This is a genomic window from Mesorhizobium sp. B2-3-10 (assembly GCF_006442275.1).
Taxonomy (GTDB): domain Bacteria; phylum Pseudomonadota; class Alphaproteobacteria; order Rhizobiales; family Rhizobiaceae; genus Mesorhizobium; species Mesorhizobium australicum.
Map to the genome: position 1 here is coordinate 596572 of NZ_VFVT01000003.1, position 15078 is coordinate 611649.

Here is a 15078-nt window from a genome sequence, read left to right on the forward strand (position 1 = left end):
AGCCGTTTGTGATCCCCGCGGAATCACCCGAGGCGATCATAAAACGCGGCGCGCCGTCAGGCGAAACACATCTTGTTTAGCGCACCGGCAAGTAGGCGCGAAAAGACCAGGCCGACGCGCAACCCTCCATAAACGGACATGCTGGGTCAAGGCTTGCGGCTACGAACGCCCGATTTTCGAGCCGGCTCGATTGGGCTATGATCTGATTCTGGCGCGGCCCACGCCTCCTCCCTCCGCCGGGAAAGCATCGTTCATGCGGGGCCATCCAATCACCGCACCGACTGTTCGAGCACCAGGCATAAGGAGGGGTTGCAAAAACTGCTCGCACCAGGAGGTTTTGCGATGAGGCTGTTTTGGCCCGTCTATCATCTGAAGCGTCAAGCCAGGCTGTTGTCCCGCGAGGTGAAAATACCGCTCCACCAGGCGCTCGACCGTATCGCGGCACAAGAAGGTTTTGCGAGCTGGAGCCTGCTTGCGGCGAAGGCCGCGGAAACTGAGCCCGCAGGCAGATTGTTTGCACAACTGGCGCCCGGCGACCTCTTGCTGGTCGGCGCGCGGCCGGGCCACGGCAAGACGCTGATGAGCCTGGAACTGGCGGTCGAAGCCATGAGGCGCGGCCGGCGCAGCGTGTTCTTCACGCTGGAATATACGCAGCCGGACATTCTCGACCGCTTCCGCGCGATCGGGGTCGAGCCACGGCAATTCGAGGGTCGGTTCGAATTCGACAGTTCCGATGCCATCTCGGCCGACTACATGGTGGCGCGGCTGGCCTCGGCCGGGGCCGGCACGCTGGTGGTGATCGACTACCTGCAATTGCTCGACCAGAAGCGGGAAAATCCGGATCTGACGATCCAGATACGCAGGCTGCGATCATTCGCGCGCGACAGGGGACTTATCCTGGTCTTCATCGCGCAGATCGACCGTTCGTACGAATTGTCGAAAAAACCGGTCCCCGATATCGGCGATATCAGGCTGCCCAATCCGCTCGACCTTTCGCTGTTCAGCAAGACCTGCTTCCTGAACAAGGGTGAGATCCATTTCTAGGCGGCTTGAGCACACTGCTGTCCAAGGCTATGCCTGCCGCGTTTTCAGGAGGCATCTATCATGGTCGAGATCGTCAAACCGGCGCTTGAACATCTGCCGAGCTACAAGGCGGCGCTCGAACGCGGCTGGTCGCCGGACAATGTGCGACTCCTGGACGCGACGCGCGAGCGGCTTGCGGCAGTAGAGGAAGACCCGGTGGCGTTCCTGGCCAGCCTCGATGATCCCGAGGCAAAGGGGCCGCCCATCGCCTTGCCCGACGGGACACAGGTGCCACGCCTGCCGGGCTTCCGCCGCTGGATCTGGGACGGCGAGGCGGCGGGCTCGATCGGCTTTCGCTGGCAGAAGGGCACGGCGGAACTGCCTTCGCACGTGCTTGGTCATATCGGCTACGCCGTCGTGCCCTGGAAGCGGCAGCGCGGCTACGCCACCGAAGCGTTGCGGCTGATGCTGGACGAGGCGAGGGCGGTAGGCCTTCCCCATATCGAGATCACCGCCAAGCCGGGCAATCCGGCCTCGCACAAGGTGATCCTGGCCAATGGCGGCAAACTCGTCGAGCGCTTCTTCGAGGACGCCGCCTATGGCGGGGTGCAGAGCCTGCGGTTCCGGATCGATTTGTAAGAGGCGGTTTGGAAACTCCACGCCGGCGGCCATCTGATGGCGTTCTGCGCCTATTGCCTTTCGGGCTGGTCGCGCAGCCAGTCGGCGAGCGATGCGCGATGCGTGCCGGCCCTGCCGGTGAATGCCTCGGCGGACAGCATGGAGTTCAGCACCGCCTCTTGCGTCGCCTCCGCCGCCGCCCGGAAGAGAATGTCGATGCGTGCTTCGTTGAGCGCGAGCAGCGGCACCAGATCTCGGTTTTCATCGTGGTCGACCGGGTTGCCGGTGCTGAAGGCGATGGCGATGTCCCCGCTGCCATTGCCCCAGAAGGAGCCGAGCCTGGCGATGCCGGCGCCCGCACGGCGCGCCAGGCGCTCGAGCTGGCGGTGTTCGAGCGGCACATCGGTCGCCAGAACGACGATGATCGAGCCGCGTTCGGCCTCGGCCTGCCGCCTGGGGTCGGGCCGGCGCCCATCGGGCAGGACGAGGTCGCCGGCCCTGCCGAAATTCGACAGGACGAGAACGCCAAGATGATGTCCGCCGGCGAGCGCGATTTTCCTGGAGGCCGAGCCGACGCCGCCCTTGAAGCCGAAGCAGCTCATTCCCGTTCCGGCGCCGACATTGCCCTGTTCGAACGCGCCTTCTCGGGCATCCGCCAGCGCGGCAAGGGCATGCTGCTCTGATATCGCCATGGCCTGGATGTCGTTCAAGGGACCGTCATTGCATTCACCGACCACCGGATTGACCGTTCCGGTGGTGCGGCCGATATCGGGGTTCTGGCGGATGGCGTCACGGATCAGCGCCGTGGCGCAGGTGCCGACCGAAAGCGTGTTGGTCAAGAGAATAGGCGTCTCGATGGTGCCGAGTTCCTTGACCTGCATCAGCCCGACGGTCTTGCCGAAGCCGTTGATGACATGGCTTGCCGCCATCACCTTGGTGCGGAACAGGTTTCCGCCATGCGGGAGGATCGCGGTCACGCCGGTGTTGATGTCGCCGTCGCGCAGCGTGCGGTGACCGACGCGCACGCCAGGCACATCGGTGATTGCGTTTTGCCTGCCCGCCGGCAAGGTGCCGCAGGTCAGGCCGAAATCGGCGACAGCCCTTGCCATCTTATTCGGCGGCCGCCGGTACCGGCGGGCCGATGTCGCTGCGCCGTTCCCAAAGATGGGAGATGACAGCCACAATGACGGCGACGAGCATCGCAAAGGCGCCAACAAGCGACAGGCTGCGATAGCCGTAGCCGGCATTGAGCATGGCGGCGCCCAGCGATGCGGCCAGCGCGATGCCGATGTTGAAGCCGGACGGGATGAGCGAGGCGGCGAGGTTCGAGGCGTCCGCCGTCCAAGCCAGGATCCGGGTCTGGATTGGCGTGCCGATGGCGAAGTTGAGGCCGCCCCAGACGATGATCGCGACGACCATCGGCACGGGATAGGGGCTGACGGCATAGATAATGGCCAGCGTCACCGCCTGCAGGGCAAGCATGGTGATCAGCGACGGCATCAGTTTCCAGTCGGACAGTTTGCCGCCCAGGAAGACGCCAAGCGTGGCGCCGACGCCGTTGAGCAGCAGCACCCAGGGCACCAGGTTTTCATCGAGCCCGGTGACCTCCAGCAGCGTTGGGGTGATGTAGGTGAACAGGCAGAACTGGCCGAGCATCAGCATCAGCATCAGGATCAGCGAAGTCCAGACCTGCTGGCGCGCCAGGACGCGGACCTCGCTGGCAAGGCTCGCCGACCTGGCCTGATATCCGGTGGTACGCGGCAGCAAGGCGGCCATGGCGAGCGTTGCCGCCACGCCCAGCGCGCACATCACCCAGAAGGTCGCGCGCCATCCCCAGATGTTGCCGATGGCGGTGCCGGCCGGCACGCCGATGACGTTGGAGACGGTGAGACCCGACAGGATGACGGCGACCGCCATGCCGCGCTGATCCTCGCGCACAAGGCCGACGGCGACCACCATGGCGACGCCGAAATAGGCGCCATGCGCGACAGCCACGGCAATGCGCAGCAACAGCATCGAGGTGAAGTCGGGTGCCAGCGCGCAGGCCGCCTGACCGAGGGTGAAGACGACGGCGAGGCCAAGCAGCAAGGTCTTGCGCGATAGGCTCTTGGTGGCAAGCGCCAGCAGCGGCCCGCCGATGGCGATGCCGCAGGCATAGCCGGAGACGAGGTAGCCGGCGGAAGGAACCGAAACGCCTAGCCCCTGCGCCACCTGCGGCAGCACGCCGGCGATGACGAATTCGGTGGTGCCGAAAGCGAAGGCGGCGATGAACAGGGCGATGAGCGGCAGCGACATGAAAAGGAACCCCCGAATGCAGGGCTCAAACCATGGATGGCCTTAGCAGGCAATCCAGAAATTTTTGTCGCCGGTTTAGGTTTTCTTGACGGGACCGATCGATCGCAAGCCCTTCAAGTCACGGACTTGCGTCCGTAAGGAATCTTCAGCCATGCCCGCTCATGAAAATAATAGAGCAGCGACTTGGTGAAGACCTCCGTCACCCCGATGGCGGCCGCAAGCTTGATGCTTCCGGTCACCACCAGCGAGATGATCATCGTATCGATGGTGCCGGTCACGCGCCAGGAAAGCGCCTTGGCGAAACTGCGCGAATGGGTATCCATCGATTTCCTCCCGGTGGAAACGGATGCTTAGCCGACGGATGGCTGGATAAGCAAAGGCTAAATTTGGCGTTCTTTCCCGAATGATGGAAGCGTGTTCCAAATCGGTGCGATTGCAGGAAGCTTCCGCCGGTCAGCTCGCCTTCAGCCGCGATCCCGTGAGCAGGCCGCGCTCTTCCAGAACCGGGTAGGCCATCGAGGCCAGCAGCGAGTTGATCTGCTTCAGGTCGCGGATGGTGTCGAGGTGGATCGAGCTGGTTTCGACGCTTTTGGCGGTGCCTTCGCGCAGGCGCATAAAATGGCTGGCGCTGGTTTCCTTCTCGCGGTCGCGCAGCCGGTCCTTTTCCAGCACGAGCTGGCGCGCGGTTTCGGGATCGCGCGAGACCAGGACGTTGAAGGCGAGCCGGGCATTGGCCAACACCGAGCCATGGAAGGCGCACAATTCGCTCCAGCCTTCGTCGGTGAATTCCAGCCCGCGGTCGAATTTCTTCTTCACATGCACCAGCATGTTGCGCACGATGATGTCGCCGACCTGCTCGAGCTTGACGCAGGCGCCGATCAGCTCCTGGCAGCGCAGCGCCTCGTCTTCGGTCATCGGATTCCTGGTGACCTTGGCGAGGTAGAGCTTTATGGCCGCGTGCCTGCGGTCGACACGGTCGTCGAGGGCCGCCAGCGCCTTGATCTTGTCCGAGTCTGCGTCCTCGTAGAGTTCGATGATGCGCTTGAGCATGATCTCGACCGTCTCGCAGACACGCACCACCTCGCGTGTGGCGTTGGCCAGGGCCTGGCTCGGCACATCGATCGCGCTTTCGTTGAGCGCCGACAGTTCGACGACGTCGAGCGCAGCGGCCGGCGCCGGCTTGGCGCCGAGCGCCACGATCCTTTCGGAGGCTCGGTAGACCAGACCGGCCAGCGGCAGGCCGGCGAGCAGGATGACCACGTTGAACAGGATATGAGCGTTGACGATCTGATCGGCCGCCGTCGGGCCGAGGAAGGCAACATGCGGCCGGAAGATCATGAATAGGATCAGCATGACCAGCGAACCCAGCCCGCGCATCAAAAGGTTGCCGACCGGCACGACGCGCACTTCGGGACTGGCCGAGCGTGTTAGCATCGGCGCGATCAGCGACGAACCGAGATTGACGCCGAGGATGAGGACAAGGCCGAGTTCAGGGCTGATCAGCCCACGGCCGGCCAGCGTCGCCATCAACAGCACCGCCGCGATGCTCGACTGGAACAGCCAGGTGATCATTGCCGCCAGCAGGTACGCGGTGATGGAATCGGTGGAGAAGTAATTGAGGATGACCGGCAGCAGCTGGCTGTTGCGCAGCGGCTCGGACGCTTGGCCGATCATTTCGAGGGACAGGATCAGGAGGCCGATGCCGACCAGGATGCGGCCGGTCTGGCGCCAGTCGCGCCGCTCCGTGGCCATGAACATCACCGTGCCGGCAATCAGGCAGAGCGGCACCAACAGCGTGAGGTCGAAGGTCAGAAGCTTGACCACCAGAGCCGAGCCGATCTCGGCGCCACGCACGGCCAACTGACCGGCGGCGCCCGAGACGATGCCTGAACCGGCGAAGGAGCCGACCAGCAAGGTGACGGCGGTGGAGCTTTGCAGCGCGATCGCAAGACCGGTGCCGGCCAGCACCGCCATGATCGGATTGCGCATGGTGGCGCGCAGGCGATGACGCAGCACGTCGCCATAGGCCCGCTCGACGCCGGTCTTGACCATGCGGGTGGCAAACAGCATCAGCGCCACCGCGCCGGCCAGATGCAGGAGGACGACCGAGCCGCTCATCGCGGCGCCTGCATGCCGGCATGGCGCGTGCGGCGGGCAGCATGGCGACCGGTGGTTAAAGCGAGGGTACGAATCATGGTCATGGCAGCCTTGGAATATAGTCGGAATATTTTAGCCGGATAATAAAAATTTGTCGATTTCAAGGGCTCGCCGCGAGGCGACGGCCGGTGTCGGAAAATGGACGGGCCCCCAAATGGTTGCACGGGCTTGAGCCGTGGATCGGGCGGACCTGGGAGGGTGTTGGCGCCGCTGCTTGCGCTTATGTTCAAATCTTTGGACTAAACAGCGAGATTCATTACACAATTGTAATGCTGGCGTTCAGTTTTGGTTCATCCCCTGGCCGCTATTCCTCTGGCATCGACAACCAAGGAGACTTCCCATGAAACGCGTTGTTCTTTCCGCTCTGGCTTTCTCGATGCTGGCCGCCACCTCACTCACCGGCCAGGCAGCGCCGATGAATGCTCCGGTCGCGCCACAGTCGAACTACACCAAGGTCGACTGGCAGAGGCCCGGCGACCACCGGGATATGAAAAAGCGTGTGTTCAAGAAGAAGGTCGTGGTGAAGCGGAACAACTGGCGCAATGGCCAGAAATATTCCGGCTGGAGGCAGCACCGGCCGATCCGCGACTATGGCCGCTACGGCTTGCACCGTCCCGGCCGCGGCCAGGAATGGATCCGCGTCGGCAACGACTATGTGCTGGTCGGCATCCTCTCCGGCGTCATCTTCGGCGCGCTTGCCGCGCAGTAAGTTCCGACTGGTGCCGGACTGAAAAAGAAAGGCGGTCCGCAATGGCCGCCTTTCTACTGGCCTGTGGAAACCGGGCATCGTCCGCATTAGGGGTCGTCTGAAATCGCGGGCATGATTATATGGTGGGGAAACGAGTTCCCTCAATGCGCTTTCCGCCCGCCTTTCTCGACGAGATCCGCGACCGCGTGCCGATTTCATCGGTTATCGGCCAGCGCGTCGCGTGGGATCGCAAGAAGACCAATGCCTCGCGTGGCGATTATTGGGCGTGCTGCCCGTTTCATGGCGAAAAGAGCCCGTCTTTCCACTGCGAGGACAAGAAGGGGCGTTACCACTGTTTCGGCTGCTCGGTCTCGGGCGACCATTTCAAGTTCCTCACCGAACTCGAGGGACTGAGCTTTCCCGAGGCGGTCGAGAAGATCGCCGACATGGCCGGCGTGCCGATGCCGGTTCGCGATGCGCAGGAAGAACGGCGCGAGAAGGAACGCGCCAGCCTGACCGACGTCATGGAAATGGCGACCGTCTTCTTCCAGGAGCGCCTGCAAGGGCCTGAAGGCGCCAAAGCCCGCGCCTATCTGCGCGACCGTGGGCTGACGCCCGCGACGCAGCAGTCGTTCCGGCTCGGCTTCGCGCCCGACAGCCGCAATGCGCTGAAGGAACATCTGGCGGCCAAGGGCGTGCCGAAGGCCGATATCGAAGCCTGCGGGCTGGTGCGCCATGGCGACGATATCCCGGTCTCCTATGACTGGTTCCGCGACCGCATCATGTTTCCGATCCCGGATTCGCGCGGCAAGATCATCGCCTTCGGTGGCCGCGCGCTGGCGCCCGACGCGCTCGCCAAATACATGAACTCGCCCGACACCGAGCTCTTCCACAAGGGCAATGTCCTCTACAATTTCGCCCGCGCCCGCAAGGCATTGGCGAAAGGCGGTACGGTCATCGCCGTCGAGGGCTACATGGACGTGATCGCGTTGGCGCAGGCCGGCTTCGAGAATGTCGTGGCGCCGCTCGGCACCGCGCTTACCGAAAACCAGCTCGAATTGTTGTGGCGCATGGCGCCGGAGCCGATGCTGTGCTTCGACGGCGACAAGGCCGGGCTGAAGGCGGCGTGGCGGGCCGCCGACATGGCGCTTCCGTCGGTACAGGCCGGACGCTCGGCGCGCTTCGCGCTGCTGCCGGAAGGCAAGGATCCCGACGACCTGGTCAAGGCCGAGGGGCCGGATGCCTTCCGCGCCGTGCTGGCCGATGCGCGGCCGCTGGTCGACCTCCTGTGGATGCGGGAGACGGCGGGCGGCGTCTTCGACACGCCGGAGCGGCGGGCGGAATTGGGACAGACGCTGCGGGAACTCAGCAGCCGCATCCGCGACGAAAGCACGCGCTACCACTACCAGCAGGAAATGCGCGAACGGGTGCAGAGCTTCTTCGGCTCCCAGCGCAATGCGCGCCAAGGCCGCCAGGACTGGAAACCGGGGCAGGGCAAGGCAGCCGCACCCGGTGGCCAATTCGCCAAGCCTGGCGGCGGCCGCATGGCGATCACCGAAAGCCTCGGCCAGTCGGCGCTGGTCAAGCGCGGCAGCGAAGGGATGTCGGTGCGCGAGGCGACGATCATCGTCGCCTTGATCAACCATCCGGCGCTGATCGACGAGAACTTCGCTCATGTCGAGTTCCTCGATCTCGCCAATTCCGATCTGACCCGGCTGCATGCCGCCATCCTCGATGCGATGGCGCATGACATGGCCAACGACCGCCACGCCGTGGTGGCGACGATCGAGCGGGCCGGCTGCGCCGAGATCTGGGAGCGCGCCGTCGGCCTGATCAAGCGGGCGCGGCAATGGCCGGCGCTGGAGACGGCGGCGCTCGAGGATGCCCGCGACGCCCTGAACCAGGCGTTGCACTTGCAGCGCAGCGCGCGCACCTTACATAAGGAACTGAAACAGGCGGAAGCGGCGCTCGAGGCGGACCCTTCGGACGAAAATTTCCGCCATCTGATCGAAATTCAGGCGCAGTTTCAGGATGTACAAGCGACGGAAGCGCTGATCGAAGGATTTGGCGTTTCGTCGGGCAGGGCTGGGCGAGCCTAAGTGCAGCTGAGTGCAGGAATGAAGGCGCGGCCGCGCTTCCCTTGGGGGCGCGGTGCGCTAAGTCGGGTAATTGATTCGCTTTTTTCATGCGAATCATGCCAGAGGCGCTTGACCTTCGGACAGAATGACGGAATCAGGACGATTCGAAACGTTAACCCGCACCCGCGTCGACGGGAAACAAGCGATGCAAGGTACTTGGTCACTGGACAGGCGGCCCGCCTGCCACAGATATCAGGGTTAATCTGGACTTAATGTATGCCGCCCAAGAGTGAAACCCGGTTTTGGGGCAACGGCATGCACCAAACAAAAGAGTGGATGCAGTTTGTGGGCCGGGTAAGGCGCGTTTAGAAAAACGGGCGTATCCGATTTGACTGGTCCGACAGCTTACGCGGCCCCGATGGCCGGCCGCTAGGAGAAGATAAAGACTATGGCGACAAAGGAAAAGGAAGAGGTCGAGACCGAACGCGAAGGCGCCACCGATGGGCCTCTGCTCGACCTTTCCGATGATGCTGTCAAGAAGATGATCAAGGCCGCCAAGAAGCGCGGCTATGTCACCATGGACGAGCTGAATTCGGTGCTGCCTTCCGAGGAAGTGACCTCCGAGCAGATCGAGGACACGATGGCGATGCTGTCCGACATGGGCATCAACGTCGTCGAGGATGACGAACAGGGCGAAGAGGCCGAGGCCGGCGACACCGCCGCCGATGCCGAGGAAGACGCCAACGAGCTGGCCGAGCAGACCGGCACCGCGGTCGCCGCCACCACCACCAAGAAAGAGCCGACCGACCGCACCGACGATCCGGTGCGCATGTATTTGCGCGAGATGGGCTCGGTCGAGCTTCTGTCGCGCGAAGGCGAAATCGCCATCGCCAAGCGCATCGAGGCCGGGCGCGAGACGATGATTGCGGGCCTGTGCGAAAGCCCGCTGACCTTCCAGGCCATCATCATCTGGCGCGACGAGCTCAACGAATCCAAGATCCTGCTGCGCGAGATCATCGACCTCGAAGCCACCTATGCCGGCCCCGAAGCCAAGCAGGCGCCGGTGGTCGAACGCGTCGAGGAAGCACCCAAGGTCGAGGAAAAGTCGCGTCGCGGACGCGATGACGAAGACGACATCACCAATGTCGGCGCCGACACGCGCGGCATCGGCGATGATGACGAGGAAGACGAGGACGAGGCGAGCCTGTCGCTGGCGGCGATGGAAGCGGAACTCCGCCCTCAGGTGATGGAGACGCTCGACGTCATCGCCGACACTTACAAGAAGCTCAGGAAGCTGCAGGACCAGCAGGTCGAGAACCGTCTGGCCGCCGCCGGCACGCTGTCGCCCAGCCAGGACCGCCGGCTGAAGGAGCTGAAGGACCAGCTGATCAAGGCGGTGAAGTCGCTGTCGCTCAACACGGCGCGTATCGAGGCGCTGGTCGAGCAGCTCTACGACATCAACAAGCGGCTGGTGCAGAACGAGGGCAAGCTGTTGCGCCTGGCCGAAAGCTATGGCGTGCGCCGCGAGGAATTCCTGAAGGAATATCAGGGCTCCGAACTCGACCCCAACTGGACGCGCTCGATCGCCAACCTGACCTCGCGCGGCTGGAAGGAATTCACCAAGAACGAGAAGGACGCGATCAAGGATTTGCGCGCCGAGATCCAGAATCTGGCCACGGAAACGGCCATTTCGATCCTGGAATTCCGAAAGATCGTCAACCAGGTGCAGAAGGGCGAGCGCGAAGCCGCGATCGCCAAGAAGGAAATGGTCGAGGCCAATCTGCGCCTCGTCATCTCCATCGCCAAGAAATACACCAATCGTGGCCTGCAGTTCCTCGACCTGATCCAGGAAGGCAATATCGGCCTGATGAAGGCCGTCGACAAATTCGAGTACCGCCGCGGCTACAAGTTCTCGACCTACGCGACATGGTGGATCAGGCAGGCGATCACGCGTTCGATCGCCGACCAGGCGCGCACCATCCGCATTCCGGTGCACATGATCGAGACGATCAACAAGATCGTGCGCACCTCGCGCCAGATGTTGCACGAGATCGGCCGCGAGCCGACGCCGGAGGAACTGGCCGAGAAGCTCGCCATGCCGCTCGAAAAAGTGCGCAAGGTCTTGAAGATCGCCAAGGAGCCGATCTCGCTCGAAACGCCTGTGGGCGACGAGGAGGATTCGCATCTGGGCGATTTCATCGAGGACAAGATGGCGATCCTGCCGATCGACGCGGCGATCCAGGCCAATCTGCGCGAGACCACCACGCGCGTTCTGGCTTCGCTCACCCCGCGCGAGGAGCGCGTGTTGCGCATGCGCTTCGGCATCGGCATGAACACCGACCACACGCTGGAAGAGGTCGGCCAGCAGTTCTCGGTCACCCGCGAGCGTATCCGCCAGATCGAAGCCAAGGCGCTGCGCAAGCTCAAGCACCCGAGCCGCTCGCGCAAGCTGCGCAGCTTCCTCGATAGCTGAGTTCATTTTTGTCGCGAACAGTTAAGGGCGCCGATCGGCGCCCTTTTTCGTTTCGGGCGTCAAAGCAACGGCACGTTCAGCCGCGCGCCCTTGACGGTGATGCCGCCCCGGTTGCCGATCTCTATCGAGCCATAGCGCTGCCGGAAGCAGTCCGGCAGCGGACGGTCGCCGGGGACCGACAGCCACAGGCGCAGCATATGGCGCTGCTTGTCGGGATCCGGCCAATCGCGAAAGCCCATGCGGTCGTGAAGCAGCGAATGATTGTAGACGAACTGCATGTCGCCAGGCCGGAGCCGCATCGACAGGTTCAGCCTGACATCATTGGCAAGGCTGTCGAAAAGATCCAGCGCCTCGACATGGGCTGGAGTGAGGCGCATGGCATCGGGGAAGCGCTGCGCGCTGTCGATGTACTGACGCTGATAGATGCCGGTCAGCAGTCCGGCATGCCAGTTGAGCACCGGGATTTCGAAGTAGGGCTTTTCGCCTTCCGGGATCTCGCCGCGCCGGTCGGTGGCAATCGGATCGAACAGCAGGCGGACCAGATCGGGCCGTCTCTTGCGCATCTCGTTGTAGATCGTCACCGTGCTCACCAGCAGGGACTCGCCGCCCTGCATGGCATCGCGCAGGCAGAGCAGGCCGACGACATCGGCGGAATCGGTGTGAAATGTCTGGCGTTCCGACGTCTGGTAGATGCGTGTCCTGGGGTCCCTGGCGTCGGCGCCGATGTCGCGGACATGGCCGAGTATATGGCCCTGGGCATTCTGGGACCGAGCGCTTCCCAGATGGGCGCCAACCCCGCGGAAGATCGTTGCCGTCATCTCGGCGGAATATCTCTCGACCGGGAGACCGCGCAGCACCTCGAAGCCAATTCCGGCAATCAGTTTTTCGCGAAGCGCGGCAAGGTGGCCGGCAAGCCGGGGCAAGGGGAAATGAGCCTTGGTCAGACTGCCGATATCGTGCGAGCCGGCGAGAAAGCCGGTTGCGGCAGCTTCCAACTCCGCGACGTCCTCCGGCTCCAGTTCGACCAGCCATTTTTCAGGATGCTTCGCCATGTCCTCGCCGACCCAGGCGGCGGGAATTTCGATCTGTTCCGGCGGCAGCTCTGATGTCTCGCGCATGAAGCTCTCCTGCGGCTGGGTTGGCCCGGATGAGGTATTGCCGGCCTGGGGGCCACGACGGAGATTGCCGCACTCAGGCGGGTTTTTAAACCGGCTTTACCTGACCGCCGCCGGCTGATTTGCGGTTGATGCCTGCGAGCGCCTTTGTTGCGTCGGCTGGCGTGAGGTCGCACTCACACGGCATTGGTCCCGCGCAGTAGCGCTTGCAGGACGTCGGCAGCGGGAGGATACTCCTGCGTCGGATGCATTTTCGGGCGACAACCCCCGGAAGCCAGCCCCGGCCGAGGCCGTGTCGACAAGCCCATGGCCTGAGTGCCGTGCTCCGTGGCCCCGGAGAGAGGCCTACCATGACGACCTACATCATGCTGATGAACTGGACCGAGCACGGCGCTAAGAACGTGCGCGACTCGCCCAAGCGCCTCGACGCCGCCAGGAAGCAACTGGGCGAGATGGGAGGATCGTTCAAGTCGTTCTACCTGACCATGGGCGAATTCGATATGGTGGCGGTGGTCGAGGCGCCCGACGATGCGGTGCTGGCGCGTTTCGCGCTGATGCTGGCCGCGGGCGGCAATATCAGGTCGCAGACGATGAAGGCTTTCCCGGAGCTCGCTTACCGCGAGATCATCTCGTCGCTTGGATGATAGTATCCGCCTTGCGCAAACAGGTCGGCACGGCCAATCCCGCATCGGTCCATTGCGCGGCGATTGACGGACGCCTGACAATCAAGAAGGACAAGGCCGGCAACGGGTTTTGCCACCTGCCCAACGGGCGCCTCTGTGAAGAGTGGGCGCTGTTTCGCGACAACAGACGCGTCGGGCCGTCATGCATCGGAACTGAGGCGCGGACTTCCGTTGGGCGATCTCGCAAACCGTGCCTGGCGGTGTGGTCGATGACATGGCGTGCCACCATGATAGGGTAAGCCATGACGCATTCCCATTCGCATCTTTGGCCTGGCATACCGCTTGCCCTCGGCTCTGCCGTCTTGTTCGGCGCGACGCCGCCCCTGTCCAAGCTGCTGCTCGACAGCGTCAATCCGTTCATGCTTGCGGGCCTGCTATATCTCGGCGCGGGCCTTGGCCTTGCCCTCTATCGCCTGTTGCGCGACCGGCAAGCCAATGCCGGCGAGGCGCGACTGGCCGCCGAGGATATTCCATGGCTTGCACTGGCCATCGGCATGGGCGGCATTGTTGGACCGGTCCTGCTGATGTTCGGCCTCATCCTCAACACGGCATCCAGTTCGGCATTGCTGCTCAACCTCGAAGGGCTGGCAACGATGGCGATCGCCTGGCTCGTCTATCGCGAAAATGTCGACCGGCACCTGCTTTTCGGTGCCTTTGCCATTCTCACTGGCGCTGTTTTGCTTTCGTGGCAAGGTAATGGCGTCACTTTCAACCTTGGCGCGTTGCTGGTCGCGGGGGCGTGCCTGGCATGGGGACTGGACAACAATTTCACGCGCCGGATATCGGCCACAGACCCGGTGGTGATCGCCATGCTGAAGGGGCTCGTGGCCGGTACCGTCAATGTCGGCCTGGCATTGATCGGCGGCGCCTCGCTTCCCGCCGCGCCGATTGTCGCCTCGGCGGCGGCTGTCGGTTTCTTCGGCATCGGCGTCAGCCTGGTGATGTTCATCCTTGCGTTGCGCCATCTCGGAACGGCGCGCACCGGAGCCTATTATTCGCTGGCGCCGTTCATCGGTGCCTTGCTGGCCATCGTCATGCTCGGCGATGCCGTGACGCTGAAGCTGGCGATTGCAGGGTTGCTGATGGGCGTCGGGCTCTGGTTGCATCTGTCGGAACGCCACGATCACGAGCATGAGCACCAGGCGCTGGAGCATGAGCACAGCCATGTGCATGACGAGCACCACCAGCATCATCATGACGGGCCGGTGACGGAGCCGCATTCGCACTTGCACCGGCATGCGCCGCTGCGCCACAAGCATCCGCATTACCCCGATCTGCACCACCGGCACGATCACGGCTGACACATGTCCAGGCCCGTGCTGACCGTCTGGTACAACACGCGCTGCCCCGTCTGCGATGCCGGCATCGGTCGGCAGAAGCGGCGGCTGGTCGAGGCGGTCAAGGCCGGTCGGATCGAATTCCGCGACATCAACCTGGAGCCAGATGCGCTGTCGTCGCGTGGCATCGCGCTGGAGGACATCCGCCGCCGGTTGCATGCGACCGACGCCCAGGGCAGGCTGCTGGTCGGTGCAGACGTGGCGATCGCGGTCTGGCTGACAACGCCTGGCGAGGGATGGCTGGCGCGCCTGTTCGGCAATCGGCTCATGCTGCCGCCGACCCGCATTGCCTACGATCGCTTCGCCGATCTGCTCTACGGCTGGAATCGGCGCAAGGGCCGCTGGTAGCCCCCTCACACACCATCCATTCCTGCCGCTGACGCGTGGACGCCACCGTTGGCTAAGATACATCGTAAGATATATCTTGACTCATCGATAGGGTGTGCCTAATTAAGATATATCGTGAGATAGAACTCAAGGAGCAATCAATGCACAAGCACAATTTTGGGCACAATCATTCCGACCGTCATCATTTCGGCGAGCGCATGTTCATGCATATGGCCGGCAAGTTCGGTGGCAGGGGGGGCGGCGGCTTCGGCCCGTTCGGGGGC

14 protein-coding genes are annotated in these 15078 nt (G+C 63.4%); 9 read left to right on the forward strand and 5 right to left on the reverse strand.

Annotated features, from left to right (window positions below; translation table 11 throughout):
- Window positions 1-342 precede the first annotated feature (342 nt).
- Both FJ943_RS12645 and FJ943_RS12650 read left to right on the forward strand, forming a co-directional pair.
- Window positions 343-1044, forward strand: a complete 702-nt coding sequence (locus FJ943_RS12645) for a DNA helicase (protein ID WP_140721889.1) — start codon at window positions 343-345, stop codon at window positions 1042-1044.
- 60 nt (window positions 1045-1104) lie between these two features.
- A complete protein-coding gene (locus FJ943_RS12650) occupies window positions 1105-1662 on the forward strand; it encodes a GNAT family N-acetyltransferase (RefSeq protein WP_140721892.1) in 558 nt (185 codons plus the stop codon).
- Window positions 1663-1712: 50 nt separating this feature from the next.
- Here FJ943_RS12650 and FJ943_RS12655 read toward each other — a convergent pair whose 3' ends face one another.
- The 4 genes from FJ943_RS12655 to FJ943_RS12670 form a co-directional block, all read right to left on the reverse strand.
- The gene (locus FJ943_RS12655; protein ID WP_140721895.1) at window positions 1713-2750 is read right to left on the reverse strand and encodes a P1 family peptidase; all 1038 of its coding nucleotides are present in this window, start codon (window positions 2748-2750) and stop codon (window positions 1713-1715) included.
- Window position 2751: 1 nt separating this feature from the next.
- Window positions 2752-3936 (reverse strand): MFS transporter, encoded by a 1185-nt coding sequence (locus tag FJ943_RS12660; protein WP_140721898.1) that lies wholly within the window; start codon window positions 3934-3936, stop codon window positions 2752-2754.
- Between the two features lie 113 nt (window positions 3937-4049).
- A complete protein-coding gene (locus tag FJ943_RS12665) occupies window positions 4050-4259 on the reverse strand; it encodes a DUF2061 domain-containing protein (protein ID WP_015316213.1) in 210 nt (69 codons plus the stop codon).
- 130 nt (window positions 4260-4389) lie between these two features.
- The gene (locus FJ943_RS12670) at window positions 4390-6054 is read right to left on the reverse strand and encodes a Na/Pi cotransporter family protein (protein WP_140665049.1); all 1665 of its coding nucleotides are present in this window, start codon (window positions 6052-6054) and stop codon (window positions 4390-4392) included.
- 379 nt (window positions 6055-6433) lie between these two features.
- Between FJ943_RS12670 and FJ943_RS12675 the strand changes: the two genes are divergently transcribed.
- From FJ943_RS12675 to rpoD, 3 genes are all read left to right on the forward strand, one after another.
- On the forward strand, window positions 6434-6802 hold the full coding sequence (locus FJ943_RS12675) for an RcnB family protein (protein WP_140721901.1): 369 nt from the start codon (window positions 6434-6436) through the stop codon (window positions 6800-6802).
- A gap of 143 nt (window positions 6803-6945) precedes the next feature.
- Window positions 6946-8880, forward strand: coding sequence for a DNA primase (gene dnaG, locus FJ943_RS12680; protein WP_140721904.1), 1935 nt, complete (start codon window positions 6946-6948; stop codon window positions 8878-8880).
- A 427-nt stretch (window positions 8881-9307) separates the two neighbouring features.
- Window positions 9308-11332, forward strand: coding sequence for an RNA polymerase sigma factor RpoD (gene rpoD, locus FJ943_RS12685; protein ID WP_140713786.1), 2025 nt, complete (start codon window positions 9308-9310; stop codon window positions 11330-11332).
- 59 nt (window positions 11333-11391) lie between these two features.
- On the opposite strand, the gene FJ943_RS12690 is transcribed toward rpoD, so the two are convergent.
- Entirely contained in the window at window positions 11392-12450 is a 1059-nt protein-coding gene (locus tag FJ943_RS12690) for a TauD/TfdA family dioxygenase (protein WP_140721907.1), read from the reverse strand.
- 347 nt (window positions 12451-12797) lie between these two features.
- Between FJ943_RS12690 and FJ943_RS12695 the strand changes: the two genes are divergently transcribed.
- The 4 genes from FJ943_RS12695 to FJ943_RS12710 are packed head-to-tail and all read left to right on the forward strand — an operon-like array spanning window position 12798 to window position 14815.
- Entirely contained in the window at window positions 12798-13091 is a 294-nt protein-coding gene (locus FJ943_RS12695) for a GYD domain-containing protein (RefSeq protein ID WP_015316219.1), read from the forward strand.
- Complete coding sequence (locus tag FJ943_RS12700; protein ID WP_140721910.1) at window positions 13088-13369, forward strand: DUF333 domain-containing protein; 282 nt, start codon at window positions 13088-13090, stop codon at window positions 13367-13369. The genes FJ943_RS12695 and FJ943_RS12700 overlap by 4 nt, the downstream gene beginning before the upstream one ends.
- Before the next feature lie 3 nt (window positions 13370-13372).
- The gene (locus FJ943_RS12705; RefSeq protein WP_140721913.1) at window positions 13373-14431 is read left to right on the forward strand and encodes a DMT family transporter; all 1059 of its coding nucleotides are present in this window, start codon (window positions 13373-13375) and stop codon (window positions 14429-14431) included.
- Between the two features lie 3 nt (window positions 14432-14434).
- Window positions 14435-14815, forward strand: a complete 381-nt coding sequence (locus FJ943_RS12710; RefSeq protein WP_015316221.1) for a DCC1-like thiol-disulfide oxidoreductase family protein — start codon at window positions 14435-14437, stop codon at window positions 14813-14815.
- The last annotated feature ends 263 nt before the right edge of the window (window positions 14816-15078 follow it).